The organism is Loktanella sp. DSM 29012, assembly GCF_900110705.1.
Taxonomy (GTDB): Bacteria; Pseudomonadota; Alphaproteobacteria; order Rhodobacterales; family Rhodobacteraceae; genus Loktanella; species Loktanella gaetbuli.
The window spans coordinates 32,349-52,966 of sequence record NZ_FOEJ01000008.1; the positions used below are offsets into that span (position 1 = coordinate 32,349).

The 20,618-nt window shown below is 64.0% G+C and carries 15 protein-coding genes; 5 read left to right on the plus strand and 10 right to left on the minus strand.

What is annotated here, in order from left to right:
• The first annotated feature begins 69 nt into the window (after positions 1-69).
• From gmd to BMX27_RS15200, 4 genes are all read left to right on the plus strand, one after another.
• Positions 70-1,191 (plus strand): GDP-mannose 4,6-dehydratase, encoded by a 1,122-nt coding sequence (gene gmd, locus BMX27_RS15185; RefSeq protein WP_090161003.1) that lies wholly within the window; start codon positions 70-72, stop codon positions 1,189-1,191.
• A gap of 4 nt (positions 1,192-1,195) precedes the next feature.
• Positions 1,196-3,187 carry an acyltransferase family protein gene (locus BMX27_RS15190; protein ID WP_090161005.1) on the plus strand — a complete coding sequence of 664 codons (1,992 nt, stop codon included), beginning with the start codon at positions 1,196-1,198 and terminating at the stop codon, positions 3,185-3,187.
• A 21-nt stretch (positions 3,188-3,208) separates the two neighbouring features.
• Positions 3,209-4,180, plus strand: a complete 972-nt coding sequence (locus tag BMX27_RS15195) for a GDP-L-fucose synthase (RefSeq protein WP_090161007.1) — start codon at positions 3,209-3,211, stop codon at positions 4,178-4,180.
• 139 nt (positions 4,181-4,319) lie between these two features.
• The gene (locus BMX27_RS15200; RefSeq protein ID WP_090161009.1) at positions 4,320-5,732 is read left to right on the plus strand and encodes a mannose-1-phosphate guanylyltransferase/mannose-6-phosphate isomerase; all 1,413 of its coding nucleotides are present in this window, start codon (positions 4,320-4,322) and stop codon (positions 5,730-5,732) included.
• 2 nt (positions 5,733-5,734) lie between these two features.
• Here the strand turns inward: BMX27_RS15200 and BMX27_RS17065 are convergent, their stop codons facing one another.
• On the minus strand, positions 5,735-6,952 hold the full coding sequence (locus BMX27_RS17065; RefSeq protein ID WP_177172746.1) for a CatB-related O-acetyltransferase: 1,218 nt from the start codon (positions 6,950-6,952) through the stop codon (positions 5,735-5,737).
• Positions 6,953-7,691: 739 nt separating this feature from the next.
• On the opposite strand from BMX27_RS17065, the gene BMX27_RS15210 reads away from it, so the two are divergent.
• Positions 7,692-8,294, plus strand: a complete 603-nt coding sequence (locus BMX27_RS15210; protein WP_177172747.1) for a helix-turn-helix transcriptional regulator — start codon at positions 7,692-7,694, stop codon at positions 8,292-8,294.
• Between the two features lie 9 nt (positions 8,295-8,303).
• Here the strand turns inward: BMX27_RS15210 and BMX27_RS15215 are convergent, their stop codons facing one another.
• The 9 genes from BMX27_RS15215 to BMX27_RS15255 all read right to left on the minus strand — a co-directional run bounded on the left by BMX27_RS15215 (position 8,304) and on the right by BMX27_RS15255 (position 20,553).
• Complete coding sequence (locus BMX27_RS15215; protein WP_090161014.1) at positions 8,304-10,076, minus strand: TadG family pilus assembly protein; 1,773 nt, start codon at positions 10,074-10,076, stop codon at positions 8,304-8,306.
• The gene (locus tag BMX27_RS15220; RefSeq protein ID WP_090161016.1) at positions 10,063-10,506 is read right to left on the minus strand and encodes a TadE/TadG family type IV pilus assembly protein; all 444 of its coding nucleotides are present in this window, start codon (positions 10,504-10,506) and stop codon (positions 10,063-10,065) included. Before BMX27_RS15220 ends, BMX27_RS15215 begins: the two co-directional genes overlap by 14 nt.
• A gap of 3 nt (positions 10,507-10,509) precedes the next feature.
• Positions 10,510-11,478, minus strand: coding sequence for a type II secretion system F family protein (locus BMX27_RS15225; protein WP_056038726.1), 969 nt, complete (start codon positions 11,476-11,478; stop codon positions 10,510-10,512).
• Positions 11,471-12,430 carry a type II secretion system F family protein gene (locus tag BMX27_RS15230; RefSeq protein ID WP_090161018.1) on the minus strand — a complete coding sequence of 320 codons (960 nt, stop codon included), beginning with the start codon at positions 12,428-12,430 and terminating at the stop codon, positions 11,471-11,473. The genes BMX27_RS15225 and BMX27_RS15230 overlap by 8 nt, the downstream gene beginning before the upstream one ends.
• Before the next feature lie 3 nt (positions 12,431-12,433).
• Positions 12,434-14,059 carry a CpaF family protein gene (locus BMX27_RS15235; RefSeq protein ID WP_090161020.1) on the minus strand — a complete coding sequence of 542 codons (1,626 nt, stop codon included), beginning with the start codon at positions 14,057-14,059 and terminating at the stop codon, positions 12,434-12,436.
• Complete coding sequence (locus BMX27_RS15240) at positions 14,056-15,243, minus strand: AAA family ATPase (protein ID WP_090161022.1); 1,188 nt, start codon at positions 15,241-15,243, stop codon at positions 14,056-14,058. Before BMX27_RS15240 ends, BMX27_RS15235 begins: the two co-directional genes overlap by 4 nt.
• Before the next feature lie 80 nt (positions 15,244-15,323).
• The gene (locus BMX27_RS15245; protein WP_090161024.1) at positions 15,324-15,542 is read right to left on the minus strand and encodes a Flp family type IVb pilin; all 219 of its coding nucleotides are present in this window, start codon (positions 15,540-15,542) and stop codon (positions 15,324-15,326) included.
• A 354-nt stretch (positions 15,543-15,896) separates the two neighbouring features.
• Positions 15,897-16,970: a hypothetical protein gene (locus tag BMX27_RS15250; protein ID WP_090161026.1), complete on the minus strand. Its 1,074-nt coding sequence runs from the start codon at positions 16,968-16,970 to the stop codon at positions 15,897-15,899.
• Complete coding sequence (locus tag BMX27_RS15255; protein ID WP_177172748.1) at positions 16,960-20,553, minus strand: glycosyltransferase; 3,594 nt, start codon at positions 20,551-20,553, stop codon at positions 16,960-16,962. The genes BMX27_RS15250 and BMX27_RS15255 overlap by 11 nt, the downstream gene beginning before the upstream one ends.
• Positions 20,554-20,618: the final 65 nt, after the last annotated feature.

Below are 20,618 nucleotides of genomic sequence, written 5' to 3' on the forward strand. Positions count from 1 at the left end.
CCCGCAGTTGTGAGGGTGCCGGTTTTGCGACAGAAGATCGATGACAGGCGTTGGAACGGGACCAGATACATGACGAAACGGGCTTTGATCACCGGTGTGACCGGGCAGGACGGCAGCTATCTGGCGGAATTCCTGCTGGACAAGGGATACGAGGTGCACGGCATCAAGCGCCGCGCGTCGCTGTTCAACACAGGCCGGGTCGATCACATCTATCAGGACCCGCATACCGACAACCAGCGGTTCCAGCTGCACTATGGCGACCTGACCGACAGTTCCAACCTTACCCGCATCATTTCAGAGGTGCAGCCGGACGAGGTCTATAACCTGGGCGCGCAATCCCACGTCGCCGTCAGCTTCGAGGCGCCCGAATACACCGCAGACGTGGATGCCATGGGCACCCTGCGCCTGCTCGAGGCGATCCGTTTTCTGGGGCTGGAGAAAAAGACGAAATTCTATCAGGCATCGACGTCGGAGCTGTATGGTTTGGTGCAGGAAACCCCCCAGACCGAGACCACGCCGTTCCACCCCCGAAGCCCCTATGCGGTGGCCAAGATGTATGCCTACTGGATCGCGGTAAACTACCGCGAGGCTTACGGGATGTATGCCTGCAACGGCATCCTGTTCAACCACGAGAGCCCGCGCCGCGGCGAGACATTTGTCACGCGCAAGATCACGCGGGGTCTGGCGAACATCGCCATGGGCCTCGAGGATTGCCTGTTCATGGGCAATATCGATTCCTTGCGCGACTGGGGCCATGCCAAGGATTACGTCCGCATGCAGTGGATGATGCTGCAGCAGGACGAACCGCAGGATTACGTCATCGCCACTGGCGTGCAGTATTCCGTGCGCGAGTTCATCACCTGGTCGGCCGCTGAAATGGGTGTGACACTGGCATTCACCGGCACCGGCGTGGACGAAATCGCGACCGTCACGGCTGTCGACGGTGATCTGGCCCCGCATATCGCGGTGGGCGATGTCATCATGCGCATCGATCCGCGCTACTTCCGCCCCGCCGAGGTCGAAACCCTGCTGGGTGATCCCGCCAAGGCGAAGGCGAACCTTGGCTGGACGCCAGAGATCACGGCCCAGGAGATGTGCGCCGAAATGGTGCGCGAAGACCTCAAATCCGCGCGCCGCTACGCGCTGTTGAAAACCCACGGTCTGGACCTGCCGGTCAGCGTCGAGGGCTAGGCCCATGAACTTTACCGGCTACCGGCGCGATATCGACGGGCTGCGCACGCTTGCCGTCGTGCCGGTGGTGCTGGGGCATGCGGGCCTGAGCCTGTTCGCGGGCGGTTTTGTCGGCGTGGACGTGTTTTTCGTGATCTCGGGGTTCCTGATCACGGGGATCCTTGTGCGCGAGCTGGAACAGGGGCGGTTTTCGCTGATCGATTTCTACGAACGCCGCGCGCGGCGCATCCTGCCTGCGCTGTTCGTGGTGCTGGCCGCCTGCATCGTGGTGTTCTGGTTCCTGCTGCTGCCGCAGCACTACGTGGTGATAGGCAAGGCGGGGATCGCATCGCTGCTGTTTTCGTCCAACATCTACTTTTTCCGCATCGACAGCGCTTATTTCGCAAACGCGACATCCATGCAGCCTTTGCTGCACACCTGGTCGCTGGCGGTCGAGGAACAATTCTACATCGTGTTCCCGGTGTTGCTGTGGCTGATCGCGGCCTGGCGGCGCACCAGCCGGACCCTGCTGATCGCGGGGCTGTCGCTGGCGTCATTCGCACTGGCGGTCTGGATGGTGCCCCGTCACCCGGTCGCGGCATTCTACCTGACGCCCACCCGTGTGTGGGAGCTGGGTCTGGGCGCGCTTCTGGCGCTGGGGGCGTTTCCTGTGCTGCGCCACCGGCTGCTGGCCGAACTGGTGGCCGCCGCCGGTCTGGTTGCCATCGCCTGGGCAGTGTTCACCCTGGACAAGACCGACCCCTTTCCGGGGTTGAACGCGCTGGCCCCTTGCCTTGGGGCGGTGGCGATCATCTGGGCGGGACAATCGCAGATCACGCTGACCGGGCGGCTGTTGTCCACCCGTGGCATGGTGGGGATCGGGCTGATGTCCTATTCGCTGTATCTGGTGCATTGGCCGGTGCTGGTGGCGGCACGGATCCTGACCAGTGCGCGCGGCAATCTGGACCCCGCAACCATCGTGATCTGTCTGATGCTGTCGCTGGGGCTGGCCTGGGCCAGCTGGCGGTTCGTGGAACGCCCGTTTCGCGCACACAAGGGCGGCGCGCGTTTCGGTCGCCGGGCGATCTTTGCGCTGTCGGGGGCCGGGGGTGCGGCCCTGCTGGGCCTGTTTGCGCTGCTGATGGTCAAGGACGGTTTCCCCGCCCGCCTGCCCGCAGGTCTGGAACAGGCCTATACGCAGGCCACGATGCGCGTGGCGCGTGAGGACAGCTGCGGTATTGCGCAGATATCAGCACCGCGCTGTGCCGAGCTGGGCAAGGCGAGCAGCGAACCGCGTGTTATCGTCATGATTGGTGATTCACATACCCAATGGGCGACGCCGGGATTCGATGATTGGCTACGCGACCATGATCGACAGGGACTTGCCTTTCATGGTCCGGGTTGCCCGCCCCTGCTGGGGGTTCAGCGAACACACATGATGGCACCACAATGCTCGCAATGGATCGAGGCCACTGCGGGCTGGATCGGCGCGCAGACCCGCATCGATACCGTGATCGTGCTTGCCAGATGGGCGATGCTGGCCGAAGGCACCCGACCGCCGGGCGAGGACGGTCCGCTTGCGACGCTGGTCCCCGTTGATGCGGCTGCGCCCGCAGACGGCGATAACGCGGACCTGACGCGCTATGGTCTGGACCGCATGCTGGCGGCGATCCGGCCTCATGCCGACCGGATCGTGCTGATCGGCGGAATTCCCGAAATCGGTTATCACGTGCCGACCTTTGCCACGCGGGCGCTGATGGCGGGGCGGCCGCTACCAGACACCCCCGATCTGGAGGATTACCGCCAGCGCAACGCCCGCGCGCAGGCGATCCTGACCGAGATGGCGCAGAAACACGGGGCGATCTATGTCGATCCCGGCCCGGTGTTCTGCACCCCCGATTGCCGGATCGCGCAGGACGGGCAATTCCTGTATTTCGACGACGATCACCTCAGCAGCTTTGGGTCGCGGCTGATGATCCCGCAACTTCTCGATCTGGCGCTGGCGCCAGAGACGTAATTCAAAACAAGGACGCAGCCCATGCAACGTATCTATATCGCAGGCCATCGCGGCATGGTGGGGGGCGCGATCCTGCGCCAGCTGGAACAGCGCGGTGGGAATGAGCTCATCACGCGCACCAGTGCGGAACTGGACCTGACCGACCAGGCTGCGGTGCGCGATTTCATGGCCGCGGAAAAACCGGACGTGGTCATTCTGGCGGCGGCCAAGGTGGGCGGCATCATCGCCAACAACACCTATCCCGCGCAGTTCATTTACGAAAACCTGATGATGGAATGCAATGTCATCCACCAGGCCCATGTGGCAGGCGTGCAGCGTTTGCTGCAACTGGGGTCATCCTGCATTTATCCGCGCGAAGCCCCGCAGCCCATGGCCGAGGACGCGCTGCTGACCGGCACGCTGGAGCCCACGAACGAACCCTATGCCGTGGCCAAGATCGCAGGCATCAAGCTGTGTGAAAGCTACAACCGCCAGTATGGCCGCGACTATCGCAGCGTGATGCCCACGAACCTTTACGGTCCGGGCGATAACTTTCATCCCGAAAACAGTCACGTGCTGCCCGCGATGATCCTGCGGTTCGATGCGGCGAAACGGGCGGGCGATCCGTCGGTCACGATCTGGGGGTCCGGCACGCCGATGCGCGAATTCCTGCATGTGGACGACATGGCGGCGGCGTCGCTCTTTGTGATGGATCTGGACCGCGCGACCTATGAGGCGGAAACCGAACCGATGCTGAGCCATATCAACGTGGGCACCGGTGTGGATGTCACGATCCTGGAGTTGGCACGGATGGTGGCGGCCGCCGTGGGGTATCAGGGCGACATCCTGACCGACCCCAGCCGCCCCGATGGTGCGCCGCGCAAGCTGATGGATGTATCTCGGCTGGCGCGGATGGGCTGGACGGCGGAGATCGCATTGGCTGACGGGATCGCGCAGACCTACGATTGGTATCTGCAACAGGTGGACGCAGGGGCCGCCGTGCGCGCCAAGTAGGGCGGACGGGAGCCTCCGGCGGGAGTATTGGGGCAAGATGATGCCGGGGTGCGCTGCGCCGAAAAGATGAATTTTAGGCATCAAGGTGCCATGTTTTGCCGCTAAGGTGGCGCAAAGAATAATGATGAGGTATCCCGCGATGATCACTCCGGTTTTGTTGTGTGGTGGGTCGGGCACGCGGCTGTGGCCGCTGTCGCGCAAGAGCTATCCCAAGCAATTTTCGCCCCTGATCGGGGACGAAAGCCTGTTTCAGGCCAGTGCGCGCCGTCTGGCCGGTGACGGATATGCTGCCCCCGTGGTGGTGACCGCCGATGCGTTCCGGTTCATCGTGACCGAACAGCTGGCCGAGGCGGGCATTGCCCCCGGTGCCGTGCTGATCGAACCCGCGGGCCGCGACACAGCGCCTGCCGTGCTGGCCGCAGCCTTGCACCTGTTCGCCAGCGATCCGGACGGCGTGATGCTGGTGGCCCCGTCGGACCACGTGATCCCCGACACAGCGGCCTTCAACGCCACCGTGCAGGCGGCGCTGCCTGCGGTGCGTGACGGGCGGCTGGTGACATTCGGGATCAGCCCCGACCGGCCCGAGACGGGCTATGGTTATCTGGAACTGGCCGCGGCCCCGACCGACGATCTGACGCCGCTGCCGCTGAAGGCCTTTGTCGAGAAACCCGATGCCGAAACCGCGCAAGGCATGCTGGATGAGGGCCGTTACCTGTGGAACGCGGGTATTTTCCTGTTTTCCGTGCGCGCCATCGTCGCGGCCTACCGCAGCTTTGCCCCAGACATGGTGACGGCGGTGCAGGGCGCGCTGGATGGGGCGCAATCCGATCTGGGCTTTACCCGGTTGGCGGCAGACCATTGGGATGCCGCACCTGCCATTTCCATCGATTACGCGGTCATGGAAAAGGCGGACAACCTGTCGGTCGTCCCCTTTGCCGGGCGCTGGTCAGACCTGGGCGACTGGGCCGCCGTCTGGCGCGAAACCCAGGACGGTGGCCTGTCCCTGTCGGGGCCTGCCACGGCGCTGGATTGCGACAATACCCTGCTGCGATCCGAGGTGGAGGGTCAGGCCATCGTGGGCATCGGCCTGACCGATATCGTGGCCATCGCCATGCCCGACGCCGTGCTGATCGCCCACAAGGACCGCACGCAGGACGTCAAACAGGCGGTCGCGGCGCTGAAACAGAAAAAGGCCCCGCAGGCCGAAGCATTCCCCAAGGATCACCGCCCCTGGGGCTGGTTCGAGAGCCTGGTGGTCGGCGACCGGTTCCAGGTGAAACGCATCGTGGTCCATCCCGGTGCCGCGCTGAGCCTGCAAAGCCATCACCACCGGTCCGAACACTGGATCGTCGTGCAGGGCACGGCAAAGGTGACCGTGGACGACGAGATCAAGCTGATCAGCGAAAACCAGTCGGTCTATATCCCGCTGGGGGCCGTGCACCGCATGGAAAACCCCGGCAAGGTGCCGATGGTCCTGATCGAGGTGCAGACCGGCAGCTATCTGGGTGAGGATGACATCATCCGCTACGAGGACGTCTACGCCCGGACGTGACCCTAACGGATCAGGCGGCGCCAGTTCTTGCGCTTGCCCGTTGCGGTGACCGTGACCTGACGCAGGTCTAGTGGTTTGCGTGCGATTTCGCCATTGGCCAGACGCGCGCGGATGGTGTCGATCGCATCGTCGATCCGGTCAAAGGGCACGTCGGCCAGATCGTTGATGTCAAAGTCCCACCACTTCAGTTTGCGCAGTGCCGTAATCGTCTCGGGGGGGAACCGGTCGCGCAGATGTTTTGCGGGCACACCACCGACAATGGCATAGGGGGCCACATCGGTCGTGACCACGGCCCCGGCGGCAATGATTGCACCGTCACCGATCGTGACACCACGTCTGACTACCACATTTGCTCCGATCCAGACGTCGTTACCGATCGCCACCTGACCGCCTGGGGCTTTTGTATTGTCGGATGTGCGTTTGATCACGCGCGCGGGAGCAGCGGTTTTTTCAGGCGGATAGAAATCAAACTGTCCGGCGTAGTATTGCGCGGGCGAGGTCGACAGCCATTCGGTCGGATGTTCCGTTTCACCCAGAATGACATTTGGACCGATGCTGGTGTAGCGCCCAATACTACTGGTAAATTTCACGGTGCCGGATTGTAAAAAGGAATATCGACCAATCCGGATCGGATTGTAGCAGGTCAGACTTGCCTTGTTCAGTTGCGCCGGGGCCTCAAACTGAATGTCCAGCGCCTTGCCGGATGTGTTCAGCTCATTGTTCAGGCCCAACCCGTGTTGTGCCATAGTGCGCAGCGGCATTGGCCGGATCAAAGGCCGCGGCCGCAACGCCAGCTTCATCAGTTTACGGGCAATCACCTTACCGGACCGGCCAAAGGTGTTGGGGTCCAGAAAATCTGCATAGAACGGATGCGGGGTCGGCGTGGTCCCGGCGCATTGCGCGACCAGCTCTTGCAAATGCTCGAAGGAGTCCGCGTGCATCCCTATTCGCTGATCAAAGATTTTGAATTCAGCGCTGTCCGGGTTCATCCGGCGCAGCATTTCGTCGGCAATGAGCCAAGACGGGAAAATCACGTGTTTGCCCAAGGCAATGGCCTCGTAAACCATGGTACCAAAATCGGTGATGACAATATCGCAGTCGATCAGGGCATCGTCAGTTGGGCGTTTCTGTGTCCGGTTGCGCGGGTGGAGGGATACCTCGACGTCATAGGTTTCGGCCAGCTTTTCCGCGTAGGGTTCGAACCCCGGATAGCTTGACATTGACCGGGGCGACTCCACGCCCTTGATGAAATTGTGTGTAGGTGCCCATAGAATACGCGGCGTTGCACCAGGTTTGCGTGGTGCGGTTTGCGCGGCCTTGTCCTGCAGGTAATCCAGTCGAGGCCACCCCCCGATATGAACATGATCCGCGTCAAAGCGCAGATAATCGGACCCTACGATCCTATTTTTTAGAAAATTGCCTGGCACGATCAGATGCTGCCTGGCGCGTGAATTATTGATATAGAGGCTGGAGTTGAACCGTTCGCGGCGGAAATGATAATTTTTGTCCGCAGCCCCGTGCGACATCAATACCTCGGCCTGTTGTTCGATGAACAACGCAAAATTCAAGGCACCGGGTATATAGTAAGGTTTCTGTTGCCACATGAACCGCGGCAAATGTGCCTGAATGGTTCCGAAAATCTGGCTCTCGACAGCGCTGTAGTTCTTTGTGCCATGTTGATAAAAGTTGATTAGCATTATTAGGCGCACTCTCGATCATCCGCCGTTCTTATGCATGGTTTATCGGTTAGCAGCCACCAAATACCGGCAGCTATCTGGGTGAGGATGACATCATCCGCTACGAGGATGTCTACGCCCGGACGTGATGCAGGTCTTCTGTGCGGAAATACTGATCCTGTTTTAGGATATATGCGGGGCTGCCCCAGAAAATGGCGTAGTTCAGCCATATTCCGCTGGGACATTCGGGGAAACACATCGTTTCTTAGTCAGGATGGCCCTCATGTCACGTTTATGGATCACAGGCACCGCGATGATCGCCGCGATTGCCGCGCTCAAGACCTGTCTTGTCATGCATTTCGCACTGAGCCCCGCGCAGGCGACACCGCTGGTGCTGGGGGCGCTCTTTGTGGCGTTTTTCATGCTGACCACGGGTGTGGGGGTGCTGGCCTATGGTCAGGTGAAACGGAACCTGAACTCTGAACGCCGCCGCCGGATGGCGCCGGGTGCGAGCGAACCCGTGGCCAAGGAAACCGTCATTTCGCGCTATGCGCAGGACTGGGCACTGTCGCAGGCCGAGGCCGATGTCGCGATTTTCGTGGCCAAGGGATTTTCCAACAGCGAAATCGCCGACATGCGTGGATCGGCTCTGTCGACGGTCAAATCGCAGCTGGGGGCGATCTATACCAAATCGGGTCTGGGGTCGCGTTACCAGCTGATGGCCTTTGTCACCGACGAGGTCTGCGCCATGGCCAAGGAGGCCGAACAGGCCCCCGCAGCGCCTGCGCGGATCGACACCCGCAAGGTACTGCCGCTGGTCGGCCGCGCGCGCCGTGCGGCCCCCGCCCGTGATGCACAGGACCTGAACCACCGCGCCGCGGGCTGATCTGCACGATCACTGCACCAGCCGGATCAATTCGCAATGATGGCCCGTCAGGGCCAGCTCTCCGGCACCCAGTTGCAGGCCGGTGGGGGCGATGATCCCGTCCACGATGCCGTCCAGCGGATCGGTCAGCGCGGTCAGGATCTGGCCGGGCAGGGCGGCCATGACGGTGTCCAGCACGGGGGCGACCAGCCCGCTCACCAGGCCCGCGTCGCCCGGTTTTACCCGCAGTTCCAGATTGTCCGGTGACAACAAGTCCGCGATGGCGGTGCGCGTCACCTGACCTGACCCATAGCTGGCGGTGGTCCGGCCTGCGGCCAGATCGGCGCGGGTGAATGCGATGCTGCCCACCTGTGACTGACCGACGGTGACGTTGCTGCGCGCCTGCACGGTGATGCCGGACACCACGATGTCTGGCAGCAGCGGGACGGCTACACGGATCGTCAGGTCCAGCAGATCGGCATAATCCAGTGACGCGGGGTTGATCGTGGTGCTGTCAGAGGTGCCTGCGGGCAGGGTGCCCAGATACAGCGCCGCGACCGATGTGCCATTGCCCGGATGCAGCGGCGTGTGACTGGTGCGGAACCGGGCGATCACCGTATCGGGGTCCGTGCCCGTGCAGCTGATGTCGTCCAGCGTCGCGGTTGATCCGGCCAGTTCCACCATCAACGGCAGTTTGATCTCGCTTGCGCTGACGCCGGTGCCGATCAGCCCCAGCGTGCCCGCGCTCAGGCTGATGTCGGTGGTCAGCCGTGCGGCTGCACGGTGCAGCTGGGTGCCGGCCTCGCCGATGGCGATCCAGCCCGATTGCGCAGGCGGTTCGCCCGCGACGATGCGGGCGGAAATCGCGGTCAGCCCCGGCACCTCGATATCGCTGGTCACGATGGGGTCGATCCGGGTCTGGCCACTGCCGACCAGGCCGCGCAGCACGTCCAGTGCCGGCATTTCGATCTGGTTGAGGAAATCCACCAGCGTCAGTCCCAGATCGGTCTCGGCGCTGCTGATCAGCTGGGTCATGTCGAATGGCGCGTCACTGGCGCTGTTCACCACTGGCGACAGCGCACCCCAGCCAGGTCTGGGCACCAGGTCGCGTAGGGCGCTGACGACGGCCACGTCGGTGGCGGTGCCATCAAGGATCGCGGCCGGGTTGGGATTGCTGCTGTCGATGCCCAGCACCAGATCGCCGATCCGCACCTCGGCTGCGGCCAGATCGTTCATGTTGCCTTGGGTCAGGCCCTGTGTGGTGCCGAACCGGCGCATGATGCCGCGGTTCAGGTCCAGCCCGTCCAGCCGGGCGATATGACTTGTCAGGCTGAAACTGGCAGCCCCGGTGCGGGTGGCCAGCGCACGGCCCGTCAGGCTGACCTGCTGTTCGTCGGTAAAGATCTGCGCGAAATACAGCGGCGCATCATCGGTCAGCGTGACGGCGATGGCATTGATGCCGGGGCTGCCGGCGGGCAGGGGGGTGAACCGCTGTTCGGGCGCAATGGCGGGGTTGCGCAGGAACCGGCCCGGTTGCAGGTCGGTCAGCGTGGCCGCATCCCGCCCGTTGGCCCCCAATGCGATCTGCGCCCGCGCCGTGGCTGCCGTGGGATCACCCATCGCGGACATGGCGGTCAGATCGCTGGTGGCCTGCAGGCTGGCCCGTTCGCGATAAAGCGCGCCGATATCCACGCCAAAGGCCACGAAACCCAGCAGCATGGTCAGCACCAATGCGACGATGACGGCCACGGCGCCATCCTCGTCGCGGGCAAAGCGGGTCATGATCCGGTCAATAGGCGACATAGGCCCGCCCCGTCAGATCTGTCAGGCCCAGTCGCAAGAACCCGTTGGCCAGTTCCAGCAGCGATCCGTCCAGCGCATAGGTCACATTGACCGTGATGCTGGGCACACCGGTGTCGACCACCGTGATGGCGGGTGTGATCGCGCTTTGCGTCAGCAGCGGATAATGGCTGGAGGCCTCGGCGATGTAATCCTGTGCCAGTGCGGCGCGTTCGGTGCCGTTCAGCCCCGCCACCGACACGCGGGCCGCACTGGTGGCCAGCTGGTGCACCGAATGGCTGATACCGAGGAAATAGCCCACCGTGATGATCCCGAACAGCAGCGCGAACAGGATCGGCGCGATCAGCACGAATTCGATGGCCACGGCCCCGTCACGGTCGCGCAAGAACGACCCTGCACGGCGTTTCAGTCTCTGGTTGAATGCAGAAAACACGGGTCAGCCCCCACGCATGATGTTGTCGATGATATTCAGGACAGCAGGCCCCAGCAGCACGACGAACACCGCCGGCATGATGCAAAAGATCAGCGGCAGCGTCATCAGCACCGGCAGGCGGGCTGCCTGTTCCTCGACCGCCATCAGCCGGTTGGCGCGCTGTTCGGTGATCAGCGTGCGCATGGCACGGGCGAATGGGGTGCCGTAGGTATCGGACTGGTCCAGCGTCTGCAGGAACACGCCGACCTCGGGCAGGGGAATGCGGGCGTTGAACCGGTCATAGGCGCCGCGACGGTTGTTGGTCATGCCCATCTCGGACACCATCTGCAGCACGTCGCGGGCGAGTTCGGGTTCGGCCACCGCCAGTTCGCGCGCGACCCGGTGCAGCGCAGGCTGCGGGCCCAGACCCGCCTCGGAGGAGATCACCAGCAGTTCCAGCATATCGGGAAAGCCCTGACGGATGCGGGCCAGACGCTTGCGCCGGCGCTGGTCGATAAAGATGTCGACCCCCTTTGACAGGGCGAGTGCGATACCGGCAACCAACCCGCCGGGCAGGATCATGCGCGCGCCGCGCGGCCCGTCCAGCCACAGCCACAGCACACCGACCAGCACCGCCGAGGCAGGCAGCACGGTTTTCAAAAAGGCATAGATCAGCAGCGCGTCGCGCCCGCGATACCCCGCCGAGGCCAGTTCGGCCACGGTTTCGCGCGCCTCGCCGCCCATCATCGCGGCCAGCCTCTCGCCGGTCAGCAGCACGATGCGGCGCAGGTAGGCGCCACTGTGCGACAGGCTGCCTGCGGCATGTGGCCCGCGGCGCTGGTCGCGTGCGGGGCCGGACCCGGTGGCGCGCTGGATGCGGGCCGCGGTTTCGCTGTCGCGCGACTGGACGTAGATCAGCATCCCCAGCGCCGCCATCATCAGCGTGAGCCCGACAAAGGCCATCCAGAACAGGGGGGTCATCGCCTCAGACATTGAGCTTGCCCATGCGGACCATGGTCATGATCCCCAGACCGATGCTGGCCACCGCGACGGTGGCCATGACCTGACCGCGTGGATCGGTGAACAGCACGCCCAGATAGGTGGGGTTCAGGAACCCGATCAGCAGCGCCACGGCAAAGGGCAGGGCGGCCAGGATCATCGCACTGGCGCGGGCCTCTGACGACAGGGCACGGGCCTTGCGGCGCAACTGGCGGCGGTCGCGCAGCTGTTTGGCCAGGTTTTCCATCGTCTCGATCAGGTTGCCGCCGGTTTCGGTCTGCAAGGCCGTGGCCACGGCAAAGAACGCGACCTCGGCCGTGGGGATGCGGCGGTTCAGCCGGTCCAGCGTATCCGGCAGGCTGTTGCCCATGCGCATCTCGTCGCGCGCGCGGGTGAATTCGCGCAGGATCGGCAGACCGCCGGTGCTGGATTCGACCACGATGGTCAGCGAATCGGCCACGGGCCGGCCCGCCCGCAGGCCGCGGGCAAAGACGTCCAGCGCCTCTGGCAGATCATTGGTAAAGGACCGGATGTAGCGCGCCCGCGCCACGCGCAGCACCAGCCCGCCCAGCAGCACCGGCATTGCGGCGGCCAGGATCAGGGCGGCCAGCGGATGCAGGCCCAGCACCAAGGTGCCAAGCCCGTAAACCGCCACGGCGACCAGACTGCCCTGGATCATGGCCTGCCGCACGGTCATCTCCAGGCCCGCGCGGGCCATGTGACGGGCCAGCCTGGCGCTCAACTCGCTGGGCGGGGTGTCGGATGCGGCCTTGCGCTTGGCCGCGCGCATGGTTTCCTCGACCTGCATGCCGCCCGTGTCGGGACGCGCGCGCAGCAACCGGTCCAGATGGCGCCTGCGCAGCCGGTCGGCCATGATGACCGCGACCAGCGCCAGCACCGCGTAGACCACGAAACCGCCCAGAAACGTCAGGATGAGTGTTGGCATGGTTCAGCCCCCAAGCACCGCATCAAGGTCTGCGGACACCCCGTAATCGGCGGCGCGGGTGGCAAATTTGGGGCGATATCCCGAATAGACGTAGCGTCCCTTCACTTCGGTGCGGGTGCTGTCGGGATCGGGCACAAAGGCAAAGAGTTCCTGCAGCGTGATGGAATCGCCCTCAAGCCCCGCGATTTCGGAAATCGAGGTGATTCGGCGTTTGCCGTCGCGCATCCGGCTGACCTGCACGATCAAGTTCACCGCATCCACCAGCTGGCGGCGCACCACGCCGCCACCGGGGGCGAAACCGGCGAGGGCGGCCATGCTCTCGACGCGGGTCAGCGCCTCGCGCGGAGAGTTCGCGTGCAGCGTCGACATCGACCCGTCGTGGCCGGTGTTCATCGCCTGCATCAGGTCCAGCACCTCGTCACCACGGATCTCGCCGATGATGATGCGGTCGGGGCGCATCCGCAGGGCGTTGCGCACCAGCGTGCGCATCGTGACCTCGCCCGTGCCTTCGACGTTGGGCGGGCGGGTCTCGAACCGCACGACATGGGGCTGCTGGAATCGCAGTTCGGCCGCGTCCTCGATGGTGACGACGCGTTCGCCCTCGGGGATGAATTGCGACATGGCGTTCATCAGCGTGGTCTTGCCCGACCCGGTGCCGCCGGACACCAGGATGTTCAGGCGCAGGAACGCGGCCAGTTCCAGAAATCCCGCCATCTGCGGCGACAGGCTGCCGCCCTTGACCAGCCGGGACAGTTGCACGGGGGCCGCGGGGAATTTGCGGATCGTGATGGTGGCGCCGTCGATCGCCAGCGGTGGCACGGTCACGTTGACCCGGCTGCCATCCTTGAGGCGGGCATCTACCATCGGCTGCGCCTCGTCGATGCGGCGCCCGACGGCGGCGACGATGCGGGTGGCGATGGCGACCACATGGGCGTTGTCACGAAACGTGATGCCGGTCAGTTCCAGTTTTCCATGGCGTTCGACAAAGATCTGGTGCGGCCCGTTGACCATGATGTCGCTGATGTCGGGATCGGCCAGCAGTGGTTCCAGCGGGCCCAGACCCAGCATGTCCGCCAGCACGATGCCGACCAGGTCGGTGATGTCCTGACCGTTCAGATGCAGCTTGCGCCGGTCCGACATCTGCCGGATCGCCTCGCGGATCATCTTGTCCTGTTCGTCGCGGGGCAAGCTGGCCATATCCGCGAAATCGGCGGTGTTGGATATGTCGGCGATGACCATGTTGGACAGCGCCATCATGTCGTTGCCCGACTGGGTGGTCCGTATGGCAGCGGTGGGTGCCGGTTTTGCGGATTGCGCTGCAGTCGGGTTCTGCGCCGCGGGGGCGTTGGCCCGCAGGGTCTGGCGCGGTGCGGGTGCGGGCGCAGGCGCGGGATCGGGCTCGGGGGTCGGGGCCTCGCCTGCCTCTTCGGTCAGGATACGGGTCGCCTCGGTCAGGATCTGGCGTTGCAGCGCCAGCGGCCAGGGCGCTTCGGCCGTGTCGACCAGATGCGAAATCGCGGCGTTTACCCGGTCCTGATGCGCCAGCCCCTCGGCGTCGATCCGGCGGCACAGGTCCAGGACCTGCGTCACCGCGCTGCGCAGCGACGGTTGGGCAAGGTGGAGTGTCATCCGAACATCCGCTTGAGCAGCGATGCGCGTGCGGAGGGTTCCTGGGCTGGGGCCGGGCCGATCATGGACCACAGGTCACGGACGGCGCGGGCGTAGGGGCTGCGCGGGGCTGCGTCGATCAGCGTGCCAGCGGTGCGATGCGCCTGCAGGACGGCCTTGTCGCAGCGGGGCAGGGTGGCTGCGATGTCCAGACCGATGCTGCGGCCCATGTCGCGTGCGGTCAGGCCCGCATCGCGGCGCAGGTCCGACAGGACCGGCAGGATGCGCAGGTCGGGGGCATCCTCGCGCAGGGTCTGGATCATGCGGGCGGCGGCGTTCACCCCGCCGTAGCCACCGGGCACCACCATGACCAGCGTATCCAGCGCCTGCAGCAGGGCGCTGTCACGCAGCAGCGTGCCGCGGGGCATGTCCAGCACGGTGGCCGCGAATTCCGACTGCAGGACAGAGATCAGGCCGGGCAGGCCTTCCTCGAGCATCGCGACATCCTGCGTCAGCCGGATGTGATGACTATAGAGCGACAGTTGCGGCCCCAGGCTGGCCATGGTGGCCGACAGAAAGGTCGCGTCGACCCGGTCGGGGCTGCGCAGCGCATCGATGAACCCCGGCGTGTGATCCTGGTCGAGGTCCAGCGCCTGTGCGCCGAACCGCAGGTCGGCATCGATCAGGGCGGTGCGCATGTTGGCGCCGCGCGGATTGGCGGCATGCACCGCCAGGTTCCGGGCCAGCAGGCTGGCACCGACACCGCCGTTGCTGCCGGTCACCGCGATGCAGGGACGGCGGCTGGCGGGGGCCGTGACATCATTGGCGGGCGGGCGGCGCTGGATCGCCAGGATCTCGTCCGCGGTCACCGGAAAGGCGAAATATTCCAGCGCACCGGCCTGCCGCAACGCGCGGTAGGTGCCGATATCATCAGCCCGGCCCAGCACGATCACCTCGGCCCCCGTGGCGCGCAGTTCGGTCACGCAGTCGCAGGCCATGTCGACGGGAATATTGCCCATCTCTGTCAGCAGGGTCTGTGCGATGGGCGCGCCCGAGCAGAGACGCGCCGCACCGCTCAGACCGCCACCCCGCAGGGCGCTGTCGTCGCCACCTGACCGTTCCACCGCCGTCCGCGCGACATCGGCCCCTTCGTCGGTGCAGACGTAGGCGGCGAGGGGCGTTGTGTCGGAAGGGGGGCGGGTCATCGCAGTGATCCTGATACAGAGAGAGAAAGAAGAGGCAGGGACGGTGCGCCGGTTGGCCCGGCGGCACCGGTCTCTTTGTTTCAGCCGCCGGATGTATCGGCTGTTGCTTGTGCAGCCTTCAGTTCGGTGCTGATCGCGGAAAAGCCGGCTTGCGTATCCTGGCCCAGCGTCGCGACGGTGCCGACGATCACGGCGCCGATCAGGGCGGCGAACAGGCCGTATTCGATGGCGGTCGCGCCGTCCTCGTCACGAACGAAGGTGCGGATGGTCTTGGAGAGGAGGTTACGTGCCAGGGTCATGATAGTCTCTTTCAGAGTTATTATGGATCGGGAGTGATCCGGGATGCCCTGAGATTTGACAGCCCCGGCCGTGCTGCGAAATCGTCCGATGGGGCGAGTTGCGGGACACCCCCCCCAAGGTCAGAACCGCTTCAGACCAAGGTATGAGCTGAATCATCCCAAGGTATGATCGGTTCAAGGCGCAATCAGGGCAGGGTCCCACAGCACCAGATTCGCGCGCCATCCAGGTGCTGCGCTGCGGCATGCGCGCGGCCCAAGGGCGGTCAGGATGCGGCCTGCCGGGTGCTACTCAATAACAGGACGCCGGACCGCGCCGCTTGATCCGCGCCGGGCGAATCACGATCATCCGGCCAATCAAGAGAAGATACGGCGCTTGATCCGGTCAAAGACGGAATAGAAATACAGATTGCCCTGTCCGGCATACCTGCGTTGCAGGACTGCCGCGTCGGCTTGTCGTGGGCGCGTCACAAAGGCCTGTATCTTGCGCCTGATCGCGGCCACGTTGTCGGCCTGCACGCAGTAGTCGCGCAGATACCAGGACAAAAACCGATATCGCCATGCCATGTCGGGCGGGGCCGGGGCGGCAATCGCCTTTTCCAGATGCGCCAGACTGCGCACCTGATGGGTCGCCAGTCCGAAATCCGATGCGGCAAAGCTGACAACGTCGCGTCCCTGCAGCAGTGCCTCGAACAGGACACCCGAATTTGCACCGACCACCAGATCCGCCCCCGCGATCAGGCTGTTGACCGATGCGGTGGACACGGTGACATCGGGATCGGCCGCCAGCCGGTCCAGGGTGGCGGCGATCTTGGGGCTGCGGCACAGGGGATGGCGTTTGACGATCGTATGCCGGCCCGTGTTCCTGGCGGCATGAATGGTCCGTTCCAGCGCAGCAAGCGGGTCGATCCAGGTCCCCTTGGCAACCGAATCCCATTCCAGTTGCAACGGCACAAAGACATAGCCCGTCCGGTCCTGTGCCACGCTGTCGGGTTGCGGATATTTTGACAGGTTGTTGGTCCGCAGATCCTGCGCGATCCCGTCAACGAAATCCTTGGCACGGGTCGTGTCGATCCGCGCAATGGCGGGCAGGAACCGTTCGGGATGGCGCGACAGTTCCGAAAAGCACGAGTATCCCATGGCATCCATGGTGAAATACATCGGGATATAGGATTCCTTGCAGCGCATCAGATAGCCGTCGGACCCATGCGAATGAAAGCTGATGACGAAATTGTCGTTCGTCCCGCGCCGCGGCGCCCGTTCGGCACCGCGCGGCAGCCAGACCGGATCGATGGTCACGTTCATTTCCGCCAGTGCCGACAAAAGACCCGCATAGAACATTCGGTGCTGCGCCCCGTCGCCGGGGTTCATCAACCAGGCCTCTGGCACTTCGAGCGTGATGGGGCGGCGCGTATTGGGTTTATCTGGCATGTATCGCACCTGTGTGTGGGGTGTGTGGCGCATAATCCGTCCGAAGGTGGGCAAAGGTCATTTTCATCAGTCCCGGTCTGCGTCCGGCCCAATGCGTGAGCGCGAAACCCGCAGGATCGGTCCAGAACCGACGGGCCAAAATGCGTTTGCCGCGCATCGCGTAGCCGGCGGTCATCAGCGGCACAAAGGTCCAGCGCCGCCAGGCCAGGGGGCCGTAATTCACCATGCCCGGACGTGTCGTCCTGCGCATCGCCAGTTCCTGATAGGTGGCTTCTGCGATGTTGCATTCGGCCAGATAAAGGGTGCTGTCGGGGGGAGATGCCGCACGGGGCGGAAAAGCATCGCCACCGGACCGGTCGAAATGTTCCTGCGCAATCCGCGCATTGCCCCTTGCCGCTTGTGCCATGATGCGGTCCGACAGGGTGTCGGTCAGAAACCAGGGTTTCGGCATGGGCAGGTCGCGCGCGCGGCGCCAGTCCAGCAGGCGATCCGTCAGGGCACCGACAAAGCCCAGATAGGCGTTGGTGGTGTCGTATTCCCGCAGATTGTAGTGCCGGATGAGTTCGACGTGACAGGCCGACAGGCTGGCGACATTGCCACGGTCTGCGGCGGGGCGTGGCAGGTCGCCGATCACGGGCAGGTTCAGGGTGTCGGTGAAATCCGTGATGATATCCCAGTCGCGGCCGTCCGACCGGTCATAGCGCCGGACATGCAGTGCGGATTGCGGCAGGCAGGCCTTCCAGCGCCGGAGCAGGCCGTCATAATCCAGCAAGCTTTGCGTGGCCGGTTTCGACAACCAATCCGCAAAGGGCAACGCCTCGCGGCTGATGGCACCGCCCGCGACGAATTCGGCGTATTGGGCGTTGGCCCATTCGTCCTGACGGCGCAGGTAGACAATCATCTCGACGTCGAAATCCGGAAAATGTTTGGCCAGCGCTGTTGAATCCGGCTCCAGGAAAAATGCCTCGGACGACAGTATGACAGTGTGGATGCGGTCCCCCATCGCGGCCAGACCCGAGAGGATATGTCGCCGCAGGGCCGTGCCCCCGCGCCGGGCCTCTGCCATGAACCGGGCGTGTCCGGCCTGTTTGCTGGGGCGGTCGATCTGGCGCAGCAATCCTGTTTCCGGATACCAGATGCCGGCGCGCAGCAGGGCCGGGCGGTTGTCGTCCATCAGGTGCTGCAGGGCAGTGCTGCCGGTTTTCGTGGCCCCGATGTGGATGATCAGACGGATCGGGCGCGCGGGGGCCGCAGCCCGCGCGCCGGCCTGCGTGACACGTTCGTTGCGCGCATAGGTATTGAGTGCGGCCTGCAATCGGTGTTCGGTCGGCGTCTGCGGCGCATGCAGGTAGATGTCATAAAGCGTATCGGCCGGGACCGGGCTCAGGGTGCGTGCCAGCGCAATCAGGTCGGCGCGCTGCGCCATGGTCGCCGCCAGCAGCAGCCCGTAGGCCCCGCAGCGAAAGTGCCGCGCGGCCATGGAGTCCGGGTCGCCGATCACATCGTCCGGCCAGAGTGCGGTGCGTTGCAGCGTCGTTGCCAGCCGTGTCATGAAGGCATCGGTTTCGCCCTCTTCTGTCGCAGTTTTCCAGGCAAAGCCGAAAAACAGGTAGTGCAGGAACTGGGACACCTGAAACCGCGCCAGCCACCAATGGGGCGATGTCGGTTCGAATGCGTGCTGGTCATCAAGCAAGCTGACCACATGATCAAAGTTGTCGAGCTGGTCTCTGACGTCGGACATCGTCTGTTTGCGGCGCACCGCAGACCCGGGCCTGATCCGGTAAACGACCCCATCGCTGTCGCAGACCGACAGGCGCGGATTGGCCAGATAGGCCTGCATCAGAAAGGCGCGTTCCTCGCGGTAGGCCGTTTTGAACCGAATGGCCTTGTCGTTCAGAAAGTCGCGGCGATAGAGCCAGTTCCAGAAATGGCGCGAATGCGCGATCTGCGGATGGTCGGCGGGCGTGGTGTCCTGCACCTCTGCTGCAAAGAATGCCTCTGTGGGATCGGGACGCATCCGGACAACTGCACCATCGGCATCCTCGATCTGTTCGTGGACCTTGCGGAACCGGACCATGTCCACGCCGTCAGCCTCTGCCATCGCGATGATCCGGCCCAGATGGTCTGGATCGGGCATGTAGTCATCGGGATCGATGAACAGCACGTAGCGTCCCCGCGCGAGGTCGATGCCCTGATTGCGCACAAAGCCGGGGCCTGCATTTTCCCTGCGTGTCACCAGACGGAAACGCGGGTCCCGATCTGCATAGGCCTGCACGACGGCGGCCGATCTGTCGGGACTGACGTCGTCGATGGCGATGACCTCAAAGTCCTGAAACGTCTGTTTCTGGATCGAGGTCAGGCACTCTGCGATGTAGGATTCGACCCCGTGCACCGGAATGACGATGGACAGGGTGGGCTGTGCCGGGGCGATCTGTGGAATGGGCCGGACAGGTCGATGGGTGACGATATAGTCGAGCACGTCCTCGATCCGGGCAGGCACGGGGCCATCCGGCAGATGATAGACCGTATACCAGATGTAGAAGGCGTGGAAAAATTCCGCCAGATCGCGGTTGCGGTGGCGATGGGGCACGGTCCCGCGGTCGTCGGTCAGACCCCAGCCTGCATAGCAAGGTGCGCCGAAACACACGACGCGCTTGCCCGCGAGCAAGGCTTCCAATCCCATGCCGCTGGTGCCGACGTAGACCGTGTCCACCAGATCGAACAGTTCGAACGGGTTGGCCGCGTCACGGATGATCCGCACCCGCCCCTGCGAGGTCATGTGGTCGAAATACCCGCGCCGCGTGCCGTCCCTGGACCAGGCAAGGTCCGGATGCGTCTTGACCAAAATCTCTGCATCGGGGTTTTCCGTGATGGCGGCGCGCAGCATCGCCTTGAATGTCCGGTGGTCTGCGCGTCCGTAGAACGTCGATGCATCCGAGAAATTCTGGTCCACCACCAGCACGCGCCGCGCAAATTCAGGCGATACCACGGGGCGGTAGAATGGCTGCGAGTTATACTTGGATATCCGGTCGGCGACGATCCGGCGCATGGCAGCCTCAGCCCGGTCGCGATCCTGCGGGGACAGTGTGAAATCGCCGTTCAGTTTCGCGTCCAGCCGGGTTTCGTAGTCCGACATGTAATATTGGGCGCGGTCGTCGAAAACATATCCCAGACAGGCCTGTGCGGGATCGCGTGACGCCAGCGCCTCGGCCCAGCTTGTGGTGGATGCGAGGAACCCCATCTCGAAATAGGTGACGGGATCGTCGGGCTTTACATGTGGCATCAATGCGGTGGTGCTGGCATGTGATTTCTGCGGATCGGGCATCAGCGCGCCATACATCAGAACCGGGGTATCGCCGTCGATCTGTGGCGCGTCCACTGCGATCAGTTGCGGGAACAACCGTGCGAGGTTCGCGGAAAACCCGGTGTCGAGATTGGCCTGACGGAATCCGATCCGGTGCGGCATCTGCGCCCGCGCCATCAGCAGATCGCGAAAGTCGCCGTCATGATCCGGCGCGCCGCACCCAAGACGGTTGCGGAACGCACGATACGGTTTCGACCCTACTGAGAACGGCGCAATCATGTCAGTCCCGCACAATGTCATTCAGGGCTGCGGCAACGACCTATCCGCAAGACCCTCACCATTGT